Below are 17,547 nucleotides of genomic sequence, written 5' to 3'. Positions count from 1 at the left end.
GGAGGGACTTCCCAAACCGGAGGGAAACGGCGGCCCGCGGCTGTCAGGCGAAGGCGGGAACCCCCAAATGCCGGAAGGCTGAGCCGTGGAAGACCAGCGGTTCGTGGGCGTCCTCGTGGGAAGCATGGCCGTGGACGCGCAGCAGCACCACCGCATGGTCGCCGGCCGGAATCTCCTTTTCCACAGAGCACTCGAGCCACAGGGCTGCCCGGTCCAGGAAGAGTGAACCGGAGGTGTCAGTGTGCAGGCTCAGCCCGGCAAAGCGGTCGCCTGTATTGGAAGCAATCTGCTTGCAGACGCCCTCATGATCGGATCCGAGAACCGACACCCCGATCCGTCCGGCACCGCGCAGGACGGGCCAGGTGCGGGACGTGTTCTGCACGGCGAACATCACCAGCGGCGGATCCATGGAAACCCCGACCGTAAACGAAGACGCGACAAGGCCCTGCGGCTTTCCGTCGATGACCGCGCACAAAGCCGCAACGCCGGAGGGGAATCGGGAAAAGGCCCGCCGCAGCGCAGCGGGCTGAAGGTCGGTCAAAAGTGTCATGCGCATAGGTCCTTTGCCTCAAGCGCCAGGCCGGAAAGAAGCAACGGCGAAGCGCAGTACTTGCCGCGCCGGAATGGGTTCGGGCGGCCGAATCGTCACCTGGAGCACCCCGCTACGGCGAGAGGGTTGCCGTCCAGCCGGCCAGGGCCCGTGGCTGGAACTCTTGATTCCTGCTCCAACGTAGGCCGGGCAGCACCGGGACACAAACCCCCGCCACAGTTCGTAAACTCCGCTTCATAAAAGTCATGGGAATGAAGGGATACAGTGTGAAGAATGAGACAGCGGTGGTTTAAACAGGTGGACGTTTTCGGCAGCGAACCGTATTTGGGCAACCCACTGGCAGTGGTGCTCGAAGCGGAAGGGCTGACGGATGCCGAGATGGCATCCTTTGCCCGGTGGACCAACCTTTCCGAGACCACCTTCGTCCTGCCGCCCACCGTGGACGGGGCCGACTACCGGGTCCGGATCTTCACCCCCGGCGGGGAGATTCCCTTCGCCGGACACCCCACGCTGGGCACGTGCCACGCCTGGCTGGAGACCGGAGCCAAGCGCCGGTACCCCGACGTCGTCGTGCAGGAATGCGGCATAGGGCTTGTGACGCTGCACGCCAATGCCGGGATCGCGGCGTTTGCCGCTCCGCCCCTGCTGCGCTCCGGTGAGCTGGAGGACGACGTCCTGGACCAGGCCCGGCGGGCACTGGGCCTGGAAACGGAGCAAATCCTCGCCTCCAACTGGATCGACAACGGACCGGGCTGGCTGGGACTGCTGCTCCCGGACGCCGCAACCGTCCTGGCGCTGAACCCGGACCCGACGATCATGGGCAACCTGCGCGTGGGCGTCATCGGTGCGCAGCCGGCGGACGCGGAAACGGACTTTGAAGTGCGCGCCTTCGTACCGGGTCTCGGTATTGCAGAGGATCCGGTCACCGGCAGCCTCAATGCCGGACTCGCCCAGTGGCTGATCGGAGCCTCACTGGCACCGGAACGCTACGTCGTCACCCAGGGCACTGCCGTCCAGCGCTCCGGCCGGGTCCGGGTCTTCACCCGGGACCGCAAAATTTGGGTGGGCGGATCCACGGTCACCTGCATTGACGGCACCGTCACGCTGTAATCCGGCACCATGTTCACCCTAAAGTCCCTCGCCCTTCCGGTTATCGGTGCGCCCATGGCCGGAGGGCCTTCCACCCCGGAGCTGGCTGCCGCCGTGGGGGAGGCCGGCGGGCTCGGCTTCCTGGCCGCCGGCTACAAAAGCGCCGAATCCGTGGCGGACCAGATCACCCAGCTGCGCCGGCTGAGCGGCAGGCCCTTTGGCCTGAACCTCTTCGTACCGGATGCTGCCAACACCTACCCGGTCGCCGCGCAGGATCAGGCCGCGGCGAAGGCCGCAGCCCAAGCCCGAAGAATCGAAGCCGCCCTGACCTTCCGTGAGGACCTGGTCGCAGCAGCAGGGCAGGGGCCGGCTGGAACCACCGTCCCCGAACCCGGGATGCCGGATCCCACCGACGACGACGGCTGGCAGGCCAAGCTGGAGCTGGTCCTGCGGGAGCGGGTCCCGGTAGTGTCCTTCACCTTCGGACTGCCGGAACCGGCGGTCTTCGCGGAGCTTGCGGCGCAGGGAATCTGCAGCGTGGTGACGGTCACCGACGCCGGCGAGGCCCGCGCGGCCGCGGAGGCGGGAGCGCACATCCTGTGCGTGCAGGGCCCGGAGGCAGGCGGACACCGGGGAACGCTGGACAGCGGGAAGGTCCCCGGCGAGGTGGCGCTGACGGACCTGCTGGGCCAGGTTCGAGAAGCCTGCCCGCTCCCGTTGGTTGCAGCGGGAGGGATTTCCACCCCGGAGGACGCGTCCGCAGCTCTGGCCGCCGGGGCGGGTGCCGTCCAAGTGGGAACACTGCTGCTGCTCAGCGACGAAGCCGGGACCAGCACAGTGCACCGCGGCGGGTTGATGGACGCTGTACAGGGCCGCAGGGATCCTGACACTTCGCTGACACGGGCCTTCTCCGGCCGTCCAGCCAGAGGGCTGACCAATGACTTCATGCGTGCCCATCCGGATGCCCCGGACGCCTATCCGTACGTCAATCACATCACCGGCCAGCTCCGGGCCGCCGCCGCGGCGGCAGGCAATCCGGAAGGAGTCAGCCTGTGGGCCGGAACAGGGTTCCGGCACGCCGCTGAAGGTCCGGCACCGGTGATTCTCCGCCGGCTGTTCGGACTGGCCGATTGAGGTCGGTCGCGGGACAGCACAGGGCTCGGTATCTGAACGGGTCAGGGCACAGTAATTCGGATGAAAACGGAGCAGGCATCCTTGGCAGCCTGAGTTAGCACCGCCAGTTTGGGGTCCTGAACATCGAGCGGACGCAGCCGGGCCAGGTTGCTCCACCGCGCGAAGATCTTCTGCCGCGCCAGCACCTCGGTCAGCGCGCGGTCTCCGCCGAACACCAGATACTCCGGCGGATGTTCGGTGAAGATCCGCGCCGCCTGCTCGGCGGCCGTCTCCACCAGTGCGTCGGCCTGGTTGGCCCGCCGCCGGGCAAAACGCTGCTGCGATCCGCCGCCGGCAGCCGTCCGGGACTGCACGTAGCGGTTGCCGGCCTTTGACGCGAGCAACCGGCCCTCCCGGGCAACACCCACGGCGTAACCGCCGCGGCGCAGCAACACAATCCCGAGCGTGCGGGACTGGCCGGCCAGCGAGACCAGGCGCTCGACGTCGTCGGCTCCCCGCCCGGGGCGTCCGTCGTCCGGCCACGGCGCCAGCAGGTCCGCTTCGGTGCCGTTGGCCGCGGACACATGCAGGCCGCCGTGCTCGGGCGTGATGCTTAGCTGCCCGGCGCCGGCGGCCAGACGGTCCAGCCAGCCGGGCAGCCGCTGCGCAGAAACAAAGGTGGAGCGTGTGGCGGGCATTTGGTTCTCCTGGAGAGTCTGCTCACCAAATGCGAACAGCACCCGGCGTCCGCCGGGCCAATCCCACGCTACGGCACGAGTAGCCTTGATTGGTGAGTGATTTGTTCAGCAGCGACAGCGACACCTCCAACGCGGACGACGACGGAGCCGGTTTCGGCGCCGACGCCGACGACGCCCGGAAGCGCCCGCGCAGCCCGCTGGCCGTGCGGATGCGCCCCCGCACCCTCGACGAAGTGGTGGGCCAGCAGCACCTGCTCGGGCCGGGATCCCCGCTGCGCACCCTGGCGGAGTCCGCCGATGACCGCGGGCCGGCCGGGCCGTCGTCAGTCATGCTGTGGGGTCCACCCGGCACGGGAAAAACCACCCTCGCGCACGTGGTGGCCCGCGGCTCCGGCCGGAAATTCGTGGAGCTCTCCGCCATAACCGCCGGCGTGAAAGACGTCCGCCGCGTCATGGAAGAGGCCCTCACCAACCGCGACCTGCACCGCATCACCACCGTATTGTTCCTGGACGAGATCCACCGGTTCAACAAGGCACAGCAGGACGCCCTGCTGCCGGGCGTGGAGAACCGCTGGGTGGTGCTGGTGGCCGCCACCACCGAAAACCCGTCCTTCTCCGTAGTCTCGCCGCTGCTGTCCCGCTCCCTGCTGCTGACGCTGAAACCGCTCACCGAAGAGGATATTGCCGCACTGCTGCAACGCGCTGTCGAAAATGAACGCGGACTGGCCGGACGGGTTCGGCTCAGTGACGAGGCGCTCGAGCATCTGGTGCGCCTGGCCGCCGGGGACGCCCGCCGCGGCCTCACCGCGCTGGAGGCCGCCGCCGGCGTCGCCTACTCCGAACGCACCGAGGGCGAGGCCATCCCCGAGGTCACCCTGAGCGACGCGGAAAAGGCGCTGGATGTGGCAGCGCTGCGCTATGACCGTGCCGGAGACCAGCACTATGACGTCACCAGCGCCTTCATCAAATCCCTGCGGGGTTCCGACGTGGACGCCGCACTGCATTACCTGGCCAAGATGCTGGAGGCGGGGGAGGACCCGCGCTTCATCTCCCGGCGGCTGATGATTTCCGCCGCCGAGGATGTGGGCATGGCTGATCCCACCGCCCTGCAGACCGCCGTCGCCGCGGCCCAGGCGGTGCAGATGATCGGCATGCCCGAAGGCCGGATCATCCTGGCCGAAGCCGTGGTCCACATTGCCACCGCACCGAAATCCAATGCGGCGTACAACGGGATCAACGCCGCCATCGCGGATGTGCGCGCCGGCCGCGGGCAGGGGATTCCCGCGCACCTGCGGGATGCGCACTATCCGGGGGCGAAGCAGCTCGGCCACGGCAAGGGCTACATCTACTCCCACGACGAGCCGCACGGCGTGGCCCGGCAGCAGTATCCGCCGGATGATCTGGTGGGCCGCAACTACTACGAGCCCACGGCTAACGGCATCGAACGCGACATTGCGGCGCGGTTGGAGCGGCTGCGCGGCATCGTCCGCGGAAAGTAGCCCGGGAGGCAGCGGCCGGAGATCTGCCCGCGCCGTGCGTGCTAGCATTGATGGTTGACTGGCAAGTGCGACGCCGGACCCCCCTTTCCGCTTTTACCGGCGAAAAGTTGTGCCCGACGCCGTGTCTGTAGCAGAAGGCAGCGGTTGGCCGGAGCTCTCCCTAATGGAGGCCAGTACTTACGTATCAGTCATCTCGGTATCCCGGTGAAAGCCAGGGCTGCGGTGGCCAAACCGCCAAAACAGTGAAAGGTGAACGTGGCTAACAACACACGTGCACGCCGTCAGGCCCGCGCTTCGCGCGCCCTCGGCATTGCTTTGACCCCCAAGGCAGCCAAGTACTTCGAACGTCGTCCTTACCCCCCGGGTGAGCACGGCCGCGCACGTCGCAAGCAGGACAGCGACTACGCTGTACGCCTGCGCGAAAAGCAGCGTCTGCGCGCACAGTACGGCATCCGCGAAGCACAGATGACCCGTGTCTTCGAGGAAGCCCGCCGCACCGCCGGTCTGACCGGTGAAAACCTGATCGAGCTGCTCGAGATGCGTCTTGACGCCCTCGTGCTGCGCGCCGGCTTTGCCCGCACGATCGCCCAGGCCCGCCAGCTTGTTGTGCACCGTCACATCATGGTTGACGGCGCCCGCGTGGACCGCCCGTCGTTCCGCGTTTCCGAAGGCCAGCTCATCCATGTGCACCAGCGCAGCGAGACCATGACGCCGTTCCAGGTTGCCGCTGCCGGCGCCCACCGCGACGTCCTGCCCGCCGTTCCGGGTTACCTGGATGTTTCCCTGGACAAGCTGCAGGCACGCCTCGTGCGTCGCCCGAAGCGCTCGGAAGTTCCCGTGACCTGCGAAGAGCAGCTCGTCGTGGAATACTACGCACGCTAATTTCGAGTCTTCTCGATTTTTCTGGACAGCCCGCGGCCCCGTGCCGCGGGCTGTTCGGTTAACCGGCCCCTTTGGCGGCTGTTTCCCCTCGGGGACACGTAGGGCGCCGCCCGGGACAAGTAAGTGCTGTGGCCTTGAAGTGGGTAAGGTACATAGCGGAAGTTTTAGTTTTCAATCCAAGAGGAGAACCATGTCGGGTGGAGATATTGCCGGTCTGATTGCGGCCGGTGTGTTTGCGGTGCTGGTGGTGCTGCTGGCCGTCCCGATCTGGAAGCTGGGCAAGGTGTTTGATGAGCTGCGCGGCGCAATCCGTACCATCAGCGACGAAACCACCCCGCTGATTGAGGAAGTCACCACCACGGTGTCCACCACCAACCTGCAGCTGCAGAAGGTGGACGGCATTTCCTCCAATGTCTCGGATGCGACGGCAAACATTTCCGCGCTGTCCTCCCTGGTGGCTGCAACAGTCGGTTCGCCGCTGATCAAGGTTTCGGCCTTCAGCTACGGCGTCCGTTCCGCACTTACCACCCGCGGCAAGAGCCGCGGCCGCCGCAGCCGCTAAACCCGCCACCAGCACAGGAGCGAACAGAATGATCAAAAGAGTCTTTTGGATGTCCATCGGTGTCACCATCGGGGTCATCGCCGTCCGCCGCCTCTCGGACGCCAAGAACACCCTGGGTCCGGCCGGACTCAACAAGGCCGTCGGCACCGCCGCCGAGGCCCTGCAGAATTTCACCGACGCGTTCCGGGAAGGCATGACGGAACGCGAAGGCGACCTGCGCACCGCACTGGGCCTGGAAACCGCTGACACGGTGGCCGGCACCATGACCGCCGTGCGCCGCTGACCCACCACTGGCCCGCACCACCCGTCACCCTGTGCCTGCAGCTCGTTGCTGCGCAAGATTGAATTACCGAAAGGGTAAAAGCACCATGAAGTCCCACGAGATCGCACGCCGCTGGCTGGATTTTTTCAGCAAAAAGGGCCACACGGTGGTTCCCTCCGCGTCGCTCGTCACCAATGATCCGTCGCTGCTGTTCACCGTGGCCGGAATGGTGCCCTTCATCCCGTACCTGACGGCCCGCGAAACGCCCCCATACAGCCGGGCCACCAGCGTGCAGAAGTGCATCCGCACCGCGGACATCGAAGAAGTGGGCAAGACCGCACGCCACGGCACGTTTTTCCAGATGGCCGGCAACTTCTCTTTCGGCGACTACTTCAAGGAAGAGGCCATCACCTTCGCCTGGGAGCTGCTGACTTCCGACGTCGAGAAGGGCGGCTTCGGCCTGGACCCCGAGCGCCTCTGGGTCACCGTCTATGAAGACGGCGACGAGCGCGACGACGAAGCACGCGCGATCTGGCGCGACAAGATCGGCATCCCGAACGAGCGCATCATCGGCACCGGCAAGGCCGACAACTACTGGAACACCGGACAGGCCGGCCCCGGCGGCCCCTGCTCCGAGATCTACTACGACCGCGGACCGGCCTACGGCCTCGAAGGCGGCCCCGCCGTTGACGAGACCCGCTACATCGAAATCTGGAACCTGGTCTTCATGCAGTACCAGCTCTCCGCCGTCCGTTCCAAGACCGACTTCGACGTTGCCGGTGAACTGCCGCAGAAGAACATCGACACCGGCCTCGGACTCGAGCGCCTGGCGATGATCCTGCAGGGCGTGGAAAACATGTACGAGACCGATCAGGTCCGTCCCGTCCTGGACAAGGCAGCCGAACTTTCCGGCAAGACGTACACCTCCGCCGAAGATCCCTCGGATCCGCACCACGCCGATGACGTTAAGCTGCGCGTCGTCGCGGACCACATCCGTTCCGCGCTGATGCTCATCTCCGACGGCGTGAGCCCCTCCAACGAAGGCCGCGGCTACGTCCTGCGCCGCCTGATTCGCCGTGCCGTGCGCAGCATGCGCCTGCTGGGCGTGGAAACCGCTGTCCTGCCGGAGCTGCTGCCTGTCTCCCGGGACGCCATGAAGGGCACCTACCCCGAGGTGGAAACCGACTTTGCGCGCATCAGCCGCATCGCGTACGCCGAGGAAAAAGCCTTCCTGCGCACCATCGCCTCCGGCACCGAGCGCCTGGAGGAAGCAGTCAAGATTTCGCAGGCCGCCAACAAGCCGCTGTCCGGTGAAGACGCCTTCACCCTGCACGACACCTACGGTTTCCCGATCGACCTCACGCTGGAAATGGCTGAGGAAGCCGGACTGAAGGTCGACGAGGCCGGATTCCGCTCCCTCATGCAGGAGCAGCGCCAGCGCGCCCAGGCCGACGCCCGAGGCAAGAAGCACGGCCACGACGACGTCTCGGTGTTCAACGAACTCCTCGCCGCCGGCCAAACCGTGTTCACGGGCTATGACGAGCTGACCAGCGAATCCTTGGTCCGCGGCATCATTTCCGGCGGCTCACGGGTTCCGTACGCCGGCCAGGGCACCGAGATCTCCCTGGTGCTCAACGAAACGCCGTTCTATGCGGAAGCCGGCGGCCAGGCCGCTGACACCGGCCTCATCACCGGCGACGGCTTTGTCCTGGAGGTTCAGGACGTGCAGCGCCCGGTCAAGGGCCTGAGCGTCCACAAGGCGATTGTCCGCGAGGGCGAAATTGCCGAAGGCGCCAACGTACTTGCCGCCGTCGACGCCCAGCGCCGCCATGAGGCCGAGCAGGCGCACTCCGGTACGCACATTGTGCACGCCGCCCTGCACCAGATCCTCGGCCCGGAGGCACTGCAGCGCGGTTCCTACAACAAGGCCGGCTACCTCCGTTTCGACTTCTCCTGGGGCGAAGGACTCTCCGACGCCGCGAAGTCCGAGATCGAGGAAGTGTCCAACCTCGCCATCCGGAGCAACTACCAGGTCGAGACCAAGATCATGTCCCTCGCCGAGGCCAAGGCCCTGGGCGCCACCGCGCTGTTTGGTGAAGCCTACGGCGACACCGTGCGCGTGGTGGAAATGAACGGCGACTGGTCCCGTGAACTCTGCGGCGGCACCCACGTGGCCTCGACGTCGCGCATCGGCAGCCTCACCCTCCTGGGCGAGCAGTCCGTGGGATCCGGCAACCGCCGGGTGGAAGCGTTCGTCGGCATGGACGCCTTCCGCCACCTCGCCGCCGAACGGGCACTGGTGAACGAGCTCTCCGAAATGCTCAAGGTTCCCTCCGTGCAGCTGCCGGACCGGCTGGCCGCCACCCTGGCCAAGCTGAAGTCCACCGAGAAGGAACTGGAACGGCTGCGCCGCGAGCAGCTGGCTGCCTCGGCGGCCGCGCTGGTCTCCACTGCGGTTGACGTCGACGGCGTCCGTGTCCTGATTCACGACGCCGGCACCGGGGCAGGTGCCGACGACCTTCGCACCCTGGCGCTGGACCTGCGCTCCCGGCTCGGCAGCGGTGCTGCCGTTGTTGCCGTCGCGGGCGTTTCCAACTCCCGTCCCGTGGTGATTGTTGCCACCAACGAGGAGGCCCGTGCCGCCGGTGTGAAGGCGGGCGCTCTGGTCAAAACCGCAGCCGGCATTCTCGGCGGCGGCGGAGGCGGCAAGGACGACGTCGCCCAGGGCGGCGGCTCGGACGCAGCCAAGCTGGGTGCTGCGCTTACCGCCGTCAAGGCAGCTGTAGCCAACCGGGGCTGAAACGGTGCCGCAGGAGTACCCCCGCGGGGTCAAGCTGGGGGTGGATGTCGGTCAGGCCCGCGTGGGCCTGGCCGTCTGCGACCCTGACGGCACGCTGGCAATGCCCGTCAAGACCCTGAAACGTGACGCGAAAAAGAACAGCGACATCCGGGTCCTCGTCCGCGAGGCAGCCGACCGCAATGCCGTGCAGGTATTTGTCGGACTCCCGCGCAGCATGCGGGGCACGGAAACGGCGTCCACTCAGATGGCACGGGACTACGCGGACGCCCTGCTGGCGGCGCTGGAACGCAGCGGAACAGGCATCCCCGTGTCACTGGTGGATGAGAGACTCACCACCGTGTCTGCTCACCGGTCTTTGCACGAAGCTGGCTTGAACAGCAAAGAACATCGTAGAGTGGTTGATCAAGCAGCAGCTGTGGCGATTCTGCAGCATGCTATTGACATGCAGCGTTCCCTTGAACGCGACGTGGGGGAGCCGGTCACAACTCGCCGGCAGGAGCGCCAACCCGGCGCGCTGCCGGCCCCGACACAGGAGCCAACTATTTCCCAGGACAACTTGCGCGGAAACGGGTCTGCGCTGTGAGCCACAGGTACCCGGACTATCCCGTCATGGGCACGGAACCGGAGTATGAACCTACAGCACACCTCGAAACGGGCTATGTGCCGGAATCGGAGGCCCCTGTGGCCAACTTCTTCGAGGAAGAGTCAGACACGCGCCGGAGCCGGCGTCCGTCACGTGAAAAGCAGCGGCGCCGCCGCCGCCGCACCATTGTGATGCTGGTTGTCCTGGTGTTCTTTGCCGGTGTGGTCTTCGGACTGACCATTTTCCTGCGGGACCTGCTGGGCATGAATGAGATCAAGGACTATGAAGGGTCCGGAACCGGCAGCGTGAGTTTCACCGTTGCCGAGGGTGACGGACCGATGGTCATCGGAGGAAAGTTGGAGGCGGCTGACATCGTTGCCACCTCCAAGGAGTTCCTCAACGCATTCCAGACGGAGTCGGAAGGCCGGGAAATCCAGCCCGGCTCCTACGAGATGAAGCAGCAGATGTCTTCCTCCGCAGCACTTGACGCCCTGCTGGGCGACCAGGGCGGAGCGGTGCATTACGCCGCCGTCGCCCGCGACCTGCGACAAAGTGAAGTCTTCGAGATCCTCAGCACGTCCACCGGCATTCCTCTCGCCGAATTTGAGGCCCTGGCGAAAAACCCGCAGGCCTTTGGCCTGCCCGCCCAGGCCGTGAGCCTTGAGGGGTACCTGCACCCGGGCGAATACCGCTTCCCCCTGGACCAGGATGCAACGTCAATCGTCACCGAAATGGTGGACGGCACGTTCGCCGTTCTGGAGGACGCCGGCATTACGGATCCCGCCGAACAGTACCGGATCCTGACCAAGGCCAGCATCATCCAGGCAGAGGCGGGGGAGGCCGACTACGCCACGGTGGCCGGAGCAATCCAGAACCGCCTGCGGGAGGACAACGTCGAAACCTCCGGACTGATCCAGTCCGACGCGACGGTGACTTACGGGCTGAACCGCAAGAGCTACGACCTGACGCCCGAAGAAAAGGCTGACAAGTCCAACCCGTACAACACATACGCCAATCCGGGACTGCCCGTGGGACCGATCGGTTCCCCGAGCACGGAGGCCGTTGAGGCCGCCGCCAAGCCCGCCGACGTGCCGTACTACTACTGGGTGACCGTCAACCTGGACACGGGGCAGACCGAGTTCTCCTCCACCCTGGCTGAGCACAGCAAGTTCGTGGCCCAGTACCAGGAGTGGTGCGCCACGCAGGAACCGGGCAGGTGCGCGTAGTTGACTGAAACCGCCCGGCGGGCAGCCGTCCTCGGGCATCCCATCGGCCACTCGAAATCTCCGCTCCTGCACCGGGCTGCCTACGAATACCTCGGCTTTCACTGCGCCTATGACGCCCTGGATGTTCCCGAGGAGAACGCCGCCGCCTTTGCGGCGGCGCTCCGGCACCCGGATCCGACGGACCGGCAGTGGGCCGGGTTGTCCGTGACGATGCCCCTGAAGGCAGCCCTGCTGCCTGCCATGGATCGTCTGACAGAGATGGCGGCGGCCCTGCGGGTGCTGAACACCGTCACCTTCGAGTACACGGATGCCGGTGTGGTGCTGACCGGGCACAACACCGACGTCGCGGGGATCGTCCGTGCCCTGCGGCATGCGGGGTCCCGGACGGACCCCCGAATCGCTGTCCTGGGCGCCGGCGGGACCGCCTGCGCCGCCGTGGCCGCCGCGGGCATGCTCGACGCCGCCGCGGTGGACGTCTACGCCCGGGGTTTCCGGGCAGCAGCTGATGGAACCGTCGCCGTGCAGGCTGCAGGCAGCCGCACCGGAACATCCGTAGCCCTGCACCCGTGGGAAGAAGCGGCAGCCGCCTGCGCAACCGCCGACGTCGTCATCTCCACCCTTCCGCCGCGGGCCGCGGATCCGCTGGCGGAATCGCTTGCCGCAGCTGCCGTGGACCGCACGGGCGCCGTGCTGCTGGACGTTGCCTACGACCCCTGGCCCAGCCGCATTGCGCAGGAGTGGTCGGAGGCCGGTGGCCGGATTGTGCCCGGACTGGAAATGCTGCTGTACCAGGCGGTGGAACAGGTTCGGCTTTTTGCCGGGAACAAGTTCCGCGACGAAGCCGCCGTCATAAACGTGATGTGTGACGCAGTGGGAGCACCGCGGCGCTGAACGCACGCACCGGACATGGCAGTATTGAAGGCATGTTGCGATGGTTGACCGCCGGTGAGTCCCATGGGCCCGCGCTGGTAGGAATAGTTGAGGGCGTCCCCGCGGGCGTCGAAGTGGATACCTCCCTGATCCAGGAGGCACTGGCACGCCGCCGGCTGGGCTACGGCCGCGGCGCCCGGATGAAGTTTGAACAGGATGCGGTCCGCATCCTCGGCGGAGTCCGCCACGGTCTCACCCAGGGCGGACCTGTGGCCATCGAAGTGGGCAACACCGAATGGCCCAAATGGCAGCAGGTCATGTCTCCGGACCCGGTGGACCCCGCACTGCTGGCCGAATCTGCCCGCAACGCCCCGCTGACCCGCCCGCGTCCGGGCCACGCCGACTTCACCGGCATGCAGAAGTACGGCTTCGATGAAGCCCGCCCGGTACTGGAGCGCGCCAGCGCCCGGGAAACGGCCGCCCGCGTGGCCCTGGGCGCCGTCGCGTCCTCTTTCCTGAAATCCCTGGGCATTGAACTGGTCTCCCACACCGTGAGCATTGCCGGTGTTGCAAGTCCCGAGGGTTCTGCCCTGCCGCGTCCCGCCGACGTTGCGGCACTGGACGCCGACCCGCTGCGCTGCTTCGACACGGAAACCTCCGCCGCCATGGTTGCCGAGGTGGACGCCGCCCACAAGGACGGCGAAACCCTGGGCGGCGTGGTGGAAGTGGTGGCCTACGGCCTGCCGCCGGGACTGGGCAGCTACGTCCACTGGGACCGCCGCCTGGATGCACGGATCGCCGGAGCCCTGATGGGCATCCAGGCCATCAAGGGTGTTGAAGTCGGTGACGGCTTCCTCACGGCCGCGCGCCGGGGTTCGGCGGCCCATGACGAAATCCTGCAGGACGCCGACGGCCGGGTCATCCGTTCCGGGAACCGTGCCGGCGGCATTGAGGGCGGCATGAGCATCGGAGAGGTCCTGCGCGTCCGGGCTGCCATGAAGCCGATTGCCACCGTGCCGCACGCCCTGCAGACCGTTGACGTCAGCACCGGCGAACCCGCACGCGCCCACCACCAGCGCTCCGACGTATGCGCCGTTCCGGCAGCGGGCGTGGTGGCCGAGGCCATGGTGGCGCTCGTGCTCGCAGAAGCGGTGACGGAGAAGTTCGGCGGCGACTCGGTTGCCGAAACGGCACGCAACCTCCGGACCTACCTTGAGAACATTCCGAGCGCGCTGGAATCGGCTGGCACCAGTGTCCGGCAGTCCTGAGCCCTCCGCCCCTTCCACCTCTGCCGGCCTCAAACACCCGGGCCGGCTGAAACCGGCAGCCCACATTGTCCTGGTCGGGTTTATGGCGGCGGGAAAGTCGGTGGTGGGGCGCGAGCTGGCTGCCCGAAACCGGCTGAAGTTCCTGGATACGGACCAGCTGGTGGCTGACGCACACGGTCCGATTCCGGAGATCTTTGCCGCCCGCGGCGAATGCGGATTCCGCGAACTTGAAGCCCGGTGCGTCGCCGCCGCACTGGCGGAGAAAACTCCCGCCGTCATCTCGCTCGGCGGAGGTGCGGTGCTGGACACCGGCACCCAGCAGCTGCTGCGCCGTGCCACCGTTGTGTTCCTGGACACCGATCTGGAAACAGTCCTGCCCCGCATCATCCGTTCCGGACACCGCCCAATGCTCGCCGGAGACCCCGTGCGACGCTGGGAGGAACTGGCGAAAGCCCGGCGTCCGGTCTACGAATCCCTGGCCGACATCACCATCGACACCCGGGGACTTCCCGTCCCGGTGGTCATCGACCGGCTGACAACCATCCTCAATGAAGGAGCTTAACCACATGGCCTCCGATCCCACCGTTATCCCGGTGACCGGCGAAAGCCCCGCAAGCAATTACGACGTCGTTATCGGCAACGGGCTGCTCGACCGCCTCCCGGCCATGCTGGGGGAGCGGGTGCGCCGGGTACTGGTCATCCACCCGCGCGCGCTGCGCGCCACCGGAGACACGGTGCGCGACGAGCTGGCCGCCGCCGGACTGACCGCCGTGACCGCCGAGATCCCCGACGCCGAAGAGGGCAAGCACATCCAGGTTGCTTCGTTCTGCTGGCAGGTGCTGGGCCAGAACGACTTCACCCGCTCCGACGCCATTGTTGCGGTGGGCGGTGGCGCCGTCACCGACCTCGCCGGTTTCGTGGCCGCCACCTGGCTGCGCGGCATCAAGGTGGTGCACATTCCCACCTCGCTGCTGGGCATGGTGGACGCGGCAGTGGGCGGCAAAACCGCCATCAACACCGCCGAGGGCAAGAACCTGGTGGGCTCCTTCCACCCGCCCGCCGGCGTGCTCGCGGATCTTGATGCACTGGCAACCCTGCCCAAGAATGAGCTGCTCAGCGGCATGGCCGAGGTCATCAAATGCGGCTTCATCGCCGACCCCGCCATCCTGGACCTCGTGGAGGGGAACCCGGAGGCCGTTGGCGACGGCGCCTCCGACGTGGTGCGTGAACTCGTGGAGCGCTCCGTCGCGGTCAAGGCTGAGATTGTCTCCGCAGACCTGCGCGAAGCCGGACGCCGTGAGTTCCTGAACTACGGCCACACCCTGGGCCACTCCATTGAGCTGGCCGAACGCTACCAGTGGCGGCACGGCGCCGCCGTCTCCGTGGGGCTGGTCTTCGCCGCCGAGCTGGGCCGCACTGTCGGCCGGCTCGACGACGCCACCGCCGACCGGCACAAGAGCATTCTGGAGTCGCTGGGACTGCCCGTCACGTACCGGAAGGACCGCTGGTCAGCTTTGCTGGACGGCATGCGGCGGGACAAGAAGTCCCGCGGCGACCTGCTGCGCTTCGTGGTCCTGGACGGGCTGGCCAAGCCCTCCATGCTGGAGGTCCCGGACACCTCGCTGCTGTTTGCGGCGTACCAGGAGATCGCCTCCGAGCCGCAGGGCGGGATACGCCTCAGCCTGTAGGTCCCCGGAGCGGGTAGAATGGTCGACGGACTTAAAACGAAACCTGGCGAATCAACGAAAGAGAAACTGTGGCGACGACCAACGACATCAAGAACGGCACCGTGCTGAAGCTTGAAGGCAACCTTTGGAGCATCATCGAGTTCCAGCACGTGAAGCCGGGCAAGGGTGGTGCGTTTGTCCGTACGAAGATGCGCAACGTGCGTTCAGGCAAGGTAGTGGACAAGACCTTCAACGCCGGCATCAAGATCGAAACGGCTACCGTTGACCGCCGGGATTACCAGTACCTGTACCAGGACGGCGAAGACTACGTCTTCATGGACACCTCCGACTACGATCAGCTGACCGTGCCGGGCACCATCGTGGGTGACAACGCCAACTTCATGCTCGAATCCATGATGGTGACCATCGCCATCCACGAGGGTTCGCCGCTGTACATTGAGCTGCCCCCGTCCGTGGTCCTGGAAATCACGTACACCGAGCCGGGCCTGCAGGGCGACCGTTCCACCGGCGGCACCAAGCCCGCCACCGTGGAAACCGGCTACGAGATTCAGGTGCCGCTGTTCCTGGAACAGGGCACCAAGGTAAAGGTAGACACCCGCAACGGCGATTATTTGGGACGCGTTAACGAGTGAGCGCACGCACTAAAGCCCGCACCCGGGCACTGGAAGTTCTGTTTGAAGCTGAACAGCGTTCAGCATCAGCCTTTGACATGATCAAGGCCCGCAGGGAACAGACCGATCAGACGATCAACCCCTACACCATGGATTTGGTGGAGGGTGTGGTTTCCATGCAGGAGACCATCGATGAGTTCCTGAGCACCTATTCTCAGGGCTGGCCGCTGGAACGGATGCCGTCAGTGGACCGCATCATCCTGCGCATCGGCACCTGGGAACTGCTGTATAACGACGACGTTCCGGACAAGGTGGCAATCAGCGAAGCCGTTGAGCTTGCCAAGACCCTGTCCACCGACGAGTCACCGTCCTTCGTCAACGGACTGCTGAGCCGGCTTCACCAGCTCAAGCCTTCGCTGCTGGCCTAAACCGGGCGGCAGGAAACTGCTCCCGTTTTTGCGTTGCGGCAGCAATAAAGCCCGCTCCGGCTCTCCTCTTGGGTGAGTCGGAGCGGGCTTTTTGCTGCCCGCCTTACGCTGCGGAGCGAGCCAGCATCATTGAGCGCGTTCGGGTGACGTCCTGCAGGAGGGCGCGTTCAATGGCCTGGTTGGCCCGCAAATCGCGACCGGCCGCAATCTGCTGCCGGGTGAGCGCGAGCCGGGTGGCGTCGGCAATGAAGGTCTTCATGGTGCTGCGCGCACCGAACCTTCCCGCCCACGCCAGTGCCTGGTGCCGGCCGGCGCGGGTGGAGAGCATCAGCACCTCCTGGGGCGTGAACCAGCCGGCAGCGGCATACTCTCCCAGCCGCTGCCGGGTGAGCCGCTGCTCGGCACGGCGCAGCAGGACGACGCCGGTGACCGCCAGCGCGAACAACGGCACCTGAAGCAGGAAATAGAAGACGAAAAAGCTGCCCGAGACCAGTGCCGTTCCGCCGTTCCAGAACATGTGGCCCACGATGGCCGCCAGCAAGCCCAGGAAGAAGGCTCCCATGATGCGCGCTTTGCCGCCGCGCCGGACGGCCAACCCCAGGGCCAGGCCAATCGCGGACGTGAAGAGCACATGCGCAAAAGGGGAGAACAGGCCCCGGAGCACAAAGACGAACCCGAGCTCAACGCCGAGTCCGCCGCTGGAAATCAACGCCGAACCGAAGTACAGGATGTTCTCCGTGAAGGCGAACCCGGCGGCCACCGTTCCGGCGTACACCACGCCGTCCACCGGCCCGTCAAAATGGCTGCGCCGCGCAAACACGAGGATCAGCACGCCCAGGCCCTTGGCGATTTCCTCCACGATGGGCGCTTCGAGGACCGGGCCAATGAACTCCGGCGCGAATCCGGGCAGGAGCAGGTAGAGGGCGCGTGCCACGTAGGGGCCGGCAAGCAGCGTAATACCCACGGAGATGCCGGCACCCCAGAGAAAGGCAAACAGCAGCGCTGAGCGCGGTTCCGGTTCCCACCGGTCCACCCAGCGCAACCCGAGCAGGCAGATCCCCAGCGGAACCAGGGCCAGGATCCCGCAGAGCGCAAAGGCTACGGTGCCCAGCTGCGACCACAGGAACCACGCCACCAGCAGCAGCGCCACCGACGCACCGGCAATCAGCAGGACGGTGAGGGCGGTTCCCGTGCCTTCCTTCGGCTGTGCCGACCAGAGCGGCTGCACCGGCACGGGTCCGGCGCCCGGAGGTTTCTCCCGGGCCGGCTGCGGGGCTCCCGGAGGCCGCGCCGCCGGGACACGGTCCGGAAAGTCCTCTGGGCCGCGGCTGGTCATAAAGTTGCGCCTGTCATATGCCCACCATATGAGGAACAGGTGCTGCTGTGGCGGGAATGACATTGTCGGAGGGCCGGGCGGG

Annotated in this window: 18 protein-coding genes and 1 riboswitch; of the genes, 15 read left to right on the top strand and 3 right to left on the bottom strand. The window is 66.4% G+C overall.

Annotation, left to right across the window (positions count from 1 at the left end):
- Positions 1-43 precede the first annotated feature (43 nt).
- Positions 44-550 carry a flavin reductase family protein gene (locus MUG94_RS10020; RefSeq protein WP_227907618.1) on the bottom strand — a complete coding sequence of 169 codons (507 nt, stop codon included), beginning with the start codon at positions 548-550 and terminating at the stop codon, positions 44-46.
- 51 nt (positions 551-601) lie between these two features.
- Positions 602-719, bottom strand: a riboswitch (SAM riboswitch).
- Positions 720-823: 104 nt separating this feature from the next.
- Here MUG94_RS10020 and MUG94_RS10015 point away from each other — a divergent pair.
- Complete coding sequence (locus MUG94_RS10015) at positions 824-1,660, top strand: PhzF family phenazine biosynthesis protein (RefSeq protein WP_227907619.1); 837 nt, start codon at positions 824-826, stop codon at positions 1,658-1,660.
- Between the two features lie 9 nt (positions 1,661-1,669).
- Positions 1,670-2,773: a nitronate monooxygenase gene (locus tag MUG94_RS10010; RefSeq protein WP_227907620.1), complete on the top strand. Its 1,104-nt coding sequence runs from the start codon at positions 1,670-1,672 to the stop codon at positions 2,771-2,773.
- A 41-nt stretch (positions 2,774-2,814) separates the two neighbouring features.
- Here MUG94_RS10010 and MUG94_RS10005 read toward each other — a convergent pair whose 3' ends face one another.
- A complete protein-coding gene (locus MUG94_RS10005; RefSeq protein WP_227890016.1) occupies positions 2,815-3,450 on the bottom strand; it encodes an acVLRF1 family peptidyl-tRNA hydrolase in 636 nt (211 codons plus the stop codon).
- 92 nt (positions 3,451-3,542) lie between these two features.
- Here MUG94_RS10005 and MUG94_RS10000 point away from each other — a divergent pair, with 92 nt between their 5' ends.
- From MUG94_RS10000 to nusB, 13 genes are all read left to right on the top strand, one after another.
- Positions 3,543-4,949 (top strand): replication-associated recombination protein A, encoded by a 1,407-nt coding sequence (locus tag MUG94_RS10000; RefSeq protein ID WP_227907621.1) that lies wholly within the window; start codon positions 3,543-3,545, stop codon positions 4,947-4,949.
- A gap of 255 nt (positions 4,950-5,204) precedes the next feature.
- Positions 5,205-5,831 carry a 30S ribosomal protein S4 gene (gene rpsD / locus MUG94_RS09995; protein ID WP_104054795.1) on the top strand — a complete coding sequence of 209 codons (627 nt, stop codon included), beginning with the start codon at positions 5,205-5,207 and terminating at the stop codon, positions 5,829-5,831.
- A gap of 190 nt (positions 5,832-6,021) precedes the next feature.
- Positions 6,022-6,393 (top strand): DUF948 domain-containing protein, encoded by a 372-nt coding sequence (locus tag MUG94_RS09990; protein ID WP_227890014.1) that lies wholly within the window; start codon positions 6,022-6,024, stop codon positions 6,391-6,393.
- Positions 6,394-6,421: 28 nt separating this feature from the next.
- Positions 6,422-6,676, top strand: a complete 255-nt coding sequence (locus MUG94_RS09985) for a DUF6167 family protein (protein ID WP_231704978.1) — start codon at positions 6,422-6,424, stop codon at positions 6,674-6,676.
- A gap of 85 nt (positions 6,677-6,761) precedes the next feature.
- Complete coding sequence (gene alaS, locus MUG94_RS09980) at positions 6,762-9,455, top strand: alanine--tRNA ligase (RefSeq protein WP_227890013.1); 2,694 nt, start codon at positions 6,762-6,764, stop codon at positions 9,453-9,455.
- A 4-nt stretch (positions 9,456-9,459) separates the two neighbouring features.
- Positions 9,460-10,038, top strand: a complete 579-nt coding sequence (gene ruvX, locus MUG94_RS09975; protein WP_227907622.1) for a Holliday junction resolvase RuvX — start codon at positions 9,460-9,462, stop codon at positions 10,036-10,038.
- A gap of 26 nt (positions 10,039-10,064) precedes the next feature.
- The gene (gene mltG / locus MUG94_RS09970; protein WP_227890011.1) at positions 10,065-11,264 is read left to right on the top strand and encodes an endolytic transglycosylase MltG; all 1,200 of its coding nucleotides are present in this window, start codon (positions 10,065-10,067) and stop codon (positions 11,262-11,264) included.
- Positions 11,265-12,155: a shikimate dehydrogenase family protein gene (locus tag MUG94_RS09965; RefSeq protein ID WP_227907623.1), complete on the top strand. Its 891-nt coding sequence runs from the start codon at positions 11,265-11,267 to the stop codon at positions 12,153-12,155.
- A gap of 32 nt (positions 12,156-12,187) precedes the next feature.
- A complete protein-coding gene (gene aroC, locus MUG94_RS09960) occupies positions 12,188-13,402 on the top strand; it encodes a chorismate synthase (protein ID WP_227907624.1) in 1,215 nt (404 codons plus the stop codon).
- The gene (locus MUG94_RS09955) at positions 13,386-13,964 is read left to right on the top strand and encodes a shikimate kinase (protein ID WP_227907625.1); all 579 of its coding nucleotides are present in this window, start codon (positions 13,386-13,388) and stop codon (positions 13,962-13,964) included. Before aroC ends, MUG94_RS09955 begins: the two co-directional genes overlap by 17 nt.
- A gap of 4 nt (positions 13,965-13,968) precedes the next feature.
- A complete protein-coding gene (gene aroB / locus MUG94_RS09950; protein WP_227907626.1) occupies positions 13,969-15,090 on the top strand; it encodes a 3-dehydroquinate synthase in 1,122 nt (373 codons plus the stop codon).
- A gap of 68 nt (positions 15,091-15,158) precedes the next feature.
- Positions 15,159-15,722: an elongation factor P gene (gene efp, locus MUG94_RS09945; RefSeq protein ID WP_227890006.1), complete on the top strand. Its 564-nt coding sequence runs from the start codon at positions 15,159-15,161 to the stop codon at positions 15,720-15,722.
- A complete protein-coding gene (gene nusB / locus MUG94_RS09940) occupies positions 15,719-16,129 on the top strand; it encodes a transcription antitermination factor NusB (protein WP_227890005.1) in 411 nt (136 codons plus the stop codon). Before efp ends, nusB begins: the two co-directional genes overlap by 4 nt.
- Positions 16,130-16,232: 103 nt before the next feature.
- Here nusB and MUG94_RS09935 read toward each other — a convergent pair whose 3' ends face one another.
- Positions 16,233-17,465 (bottom strand): PrsW family intramembrane metalloprotease, encoded by a 1,233-nt coding sequence (locus MUG94_RS09935; RefSeq protein WP_227907627.1) that lies wholly within the window; start codon positions 17,463-17,465, stop codon positions 16,233-16,235.
- Positions 17,466-17,547 lie beyond the last annotated feature (82 nt).

It is taken from the genome of Arthrobacter gengyunqii (assembly GCF_023022985.1).
Classification (GTDB): Bacteria; Actinomycetota; Actinomycetes; order Actinomycetales; family Micrococcaceae; genus Arthrobacter_B; species Arthrobacter_B gengyunqii.
This window is presented reverse-complemented; position numbering and strand designations above follow the sequence as displayed.

Excerpts from the sequence above, each read along its gene's own strand:
- aroC (WP_227907624.1), top strand. The coding sequence starts at position 12,188 with ATGTTGCGATGGTTGACCGCCGGTGAGTCCCATGGGCCCGCGCTGGTA.
- MUG94_RS10010 (WP_227907620.1), top strand. The coding sequence starts at position 1,670 with ATGTTCACCCTAAAGTCCCTCGCCCTTCCGGTTATCGGTGCGCCCATG.
- MUG94_RS09985 (WP_231704978.1), top strand. The coding sequence starts at position 6,422 with ATGATCAAAAGAGTCTTTTGGATGTCCATCGGTGTCACCATCGGGGTC.
- mltG (WP_227890011.1), top strand. The coding sequence starts at position 10,065 with ATGGGCACGGAACCGGAGTATGAACCTACAGCACACCTCGAAACGGGC.
- aroB (WP_227907626.1), top strand. The coding sequence starts at position 13,969 with ATGGCCTCCGATCCCACCGTTATCCCGGTGACCGGCGAAAGCCCCGCA.
- MUG94_RS09990 (WP_227890014.1), top strand. The coding sequence starts at position 6,022 with ATGTCGGGTGGAGATATTGCCGGTCTGATTGCGGCCGGTGTGTTTGCG.
- alaS (WP_227890013.1), top strand. The coding sequence starts at position 6,762 with ATGAAGTCCCACGAGATCGCACGCCGCTGGCTGGATTTTTTCAGCAAA.
- MUG94_RS10005 (WP_227890016.1), bottom strand. The coding sequence starts at position 3,450 with ATGCCCGCCACACGCTCCACCTTTGTTTCTGCGCAGCGGCTGCCCGGC.
- MUG94_RS09935 (WP_227907627.1), bottom strand. The coding sequence starts at position 17,465 with ATGACCAGCCGCGGCCCAGAGGACTTTCCGGACCGTGTCCCGGCGGCG.
- MUG94_RS10015 (WP_227907619.1), top strand. The coding sequence starts at position 824 with ATGAGACAGCGGTGGTTTAAACAGGTGGACGTTTTCGGCAGCGAACCG.
- MUG94_RS10020 (WP_227907618.1), bottom strand. The coding sequence starts at position 550 with ATGACACTTTTGACCGACCTTCAGCCCGCTGCGCTGCGGCGGGCCTTT.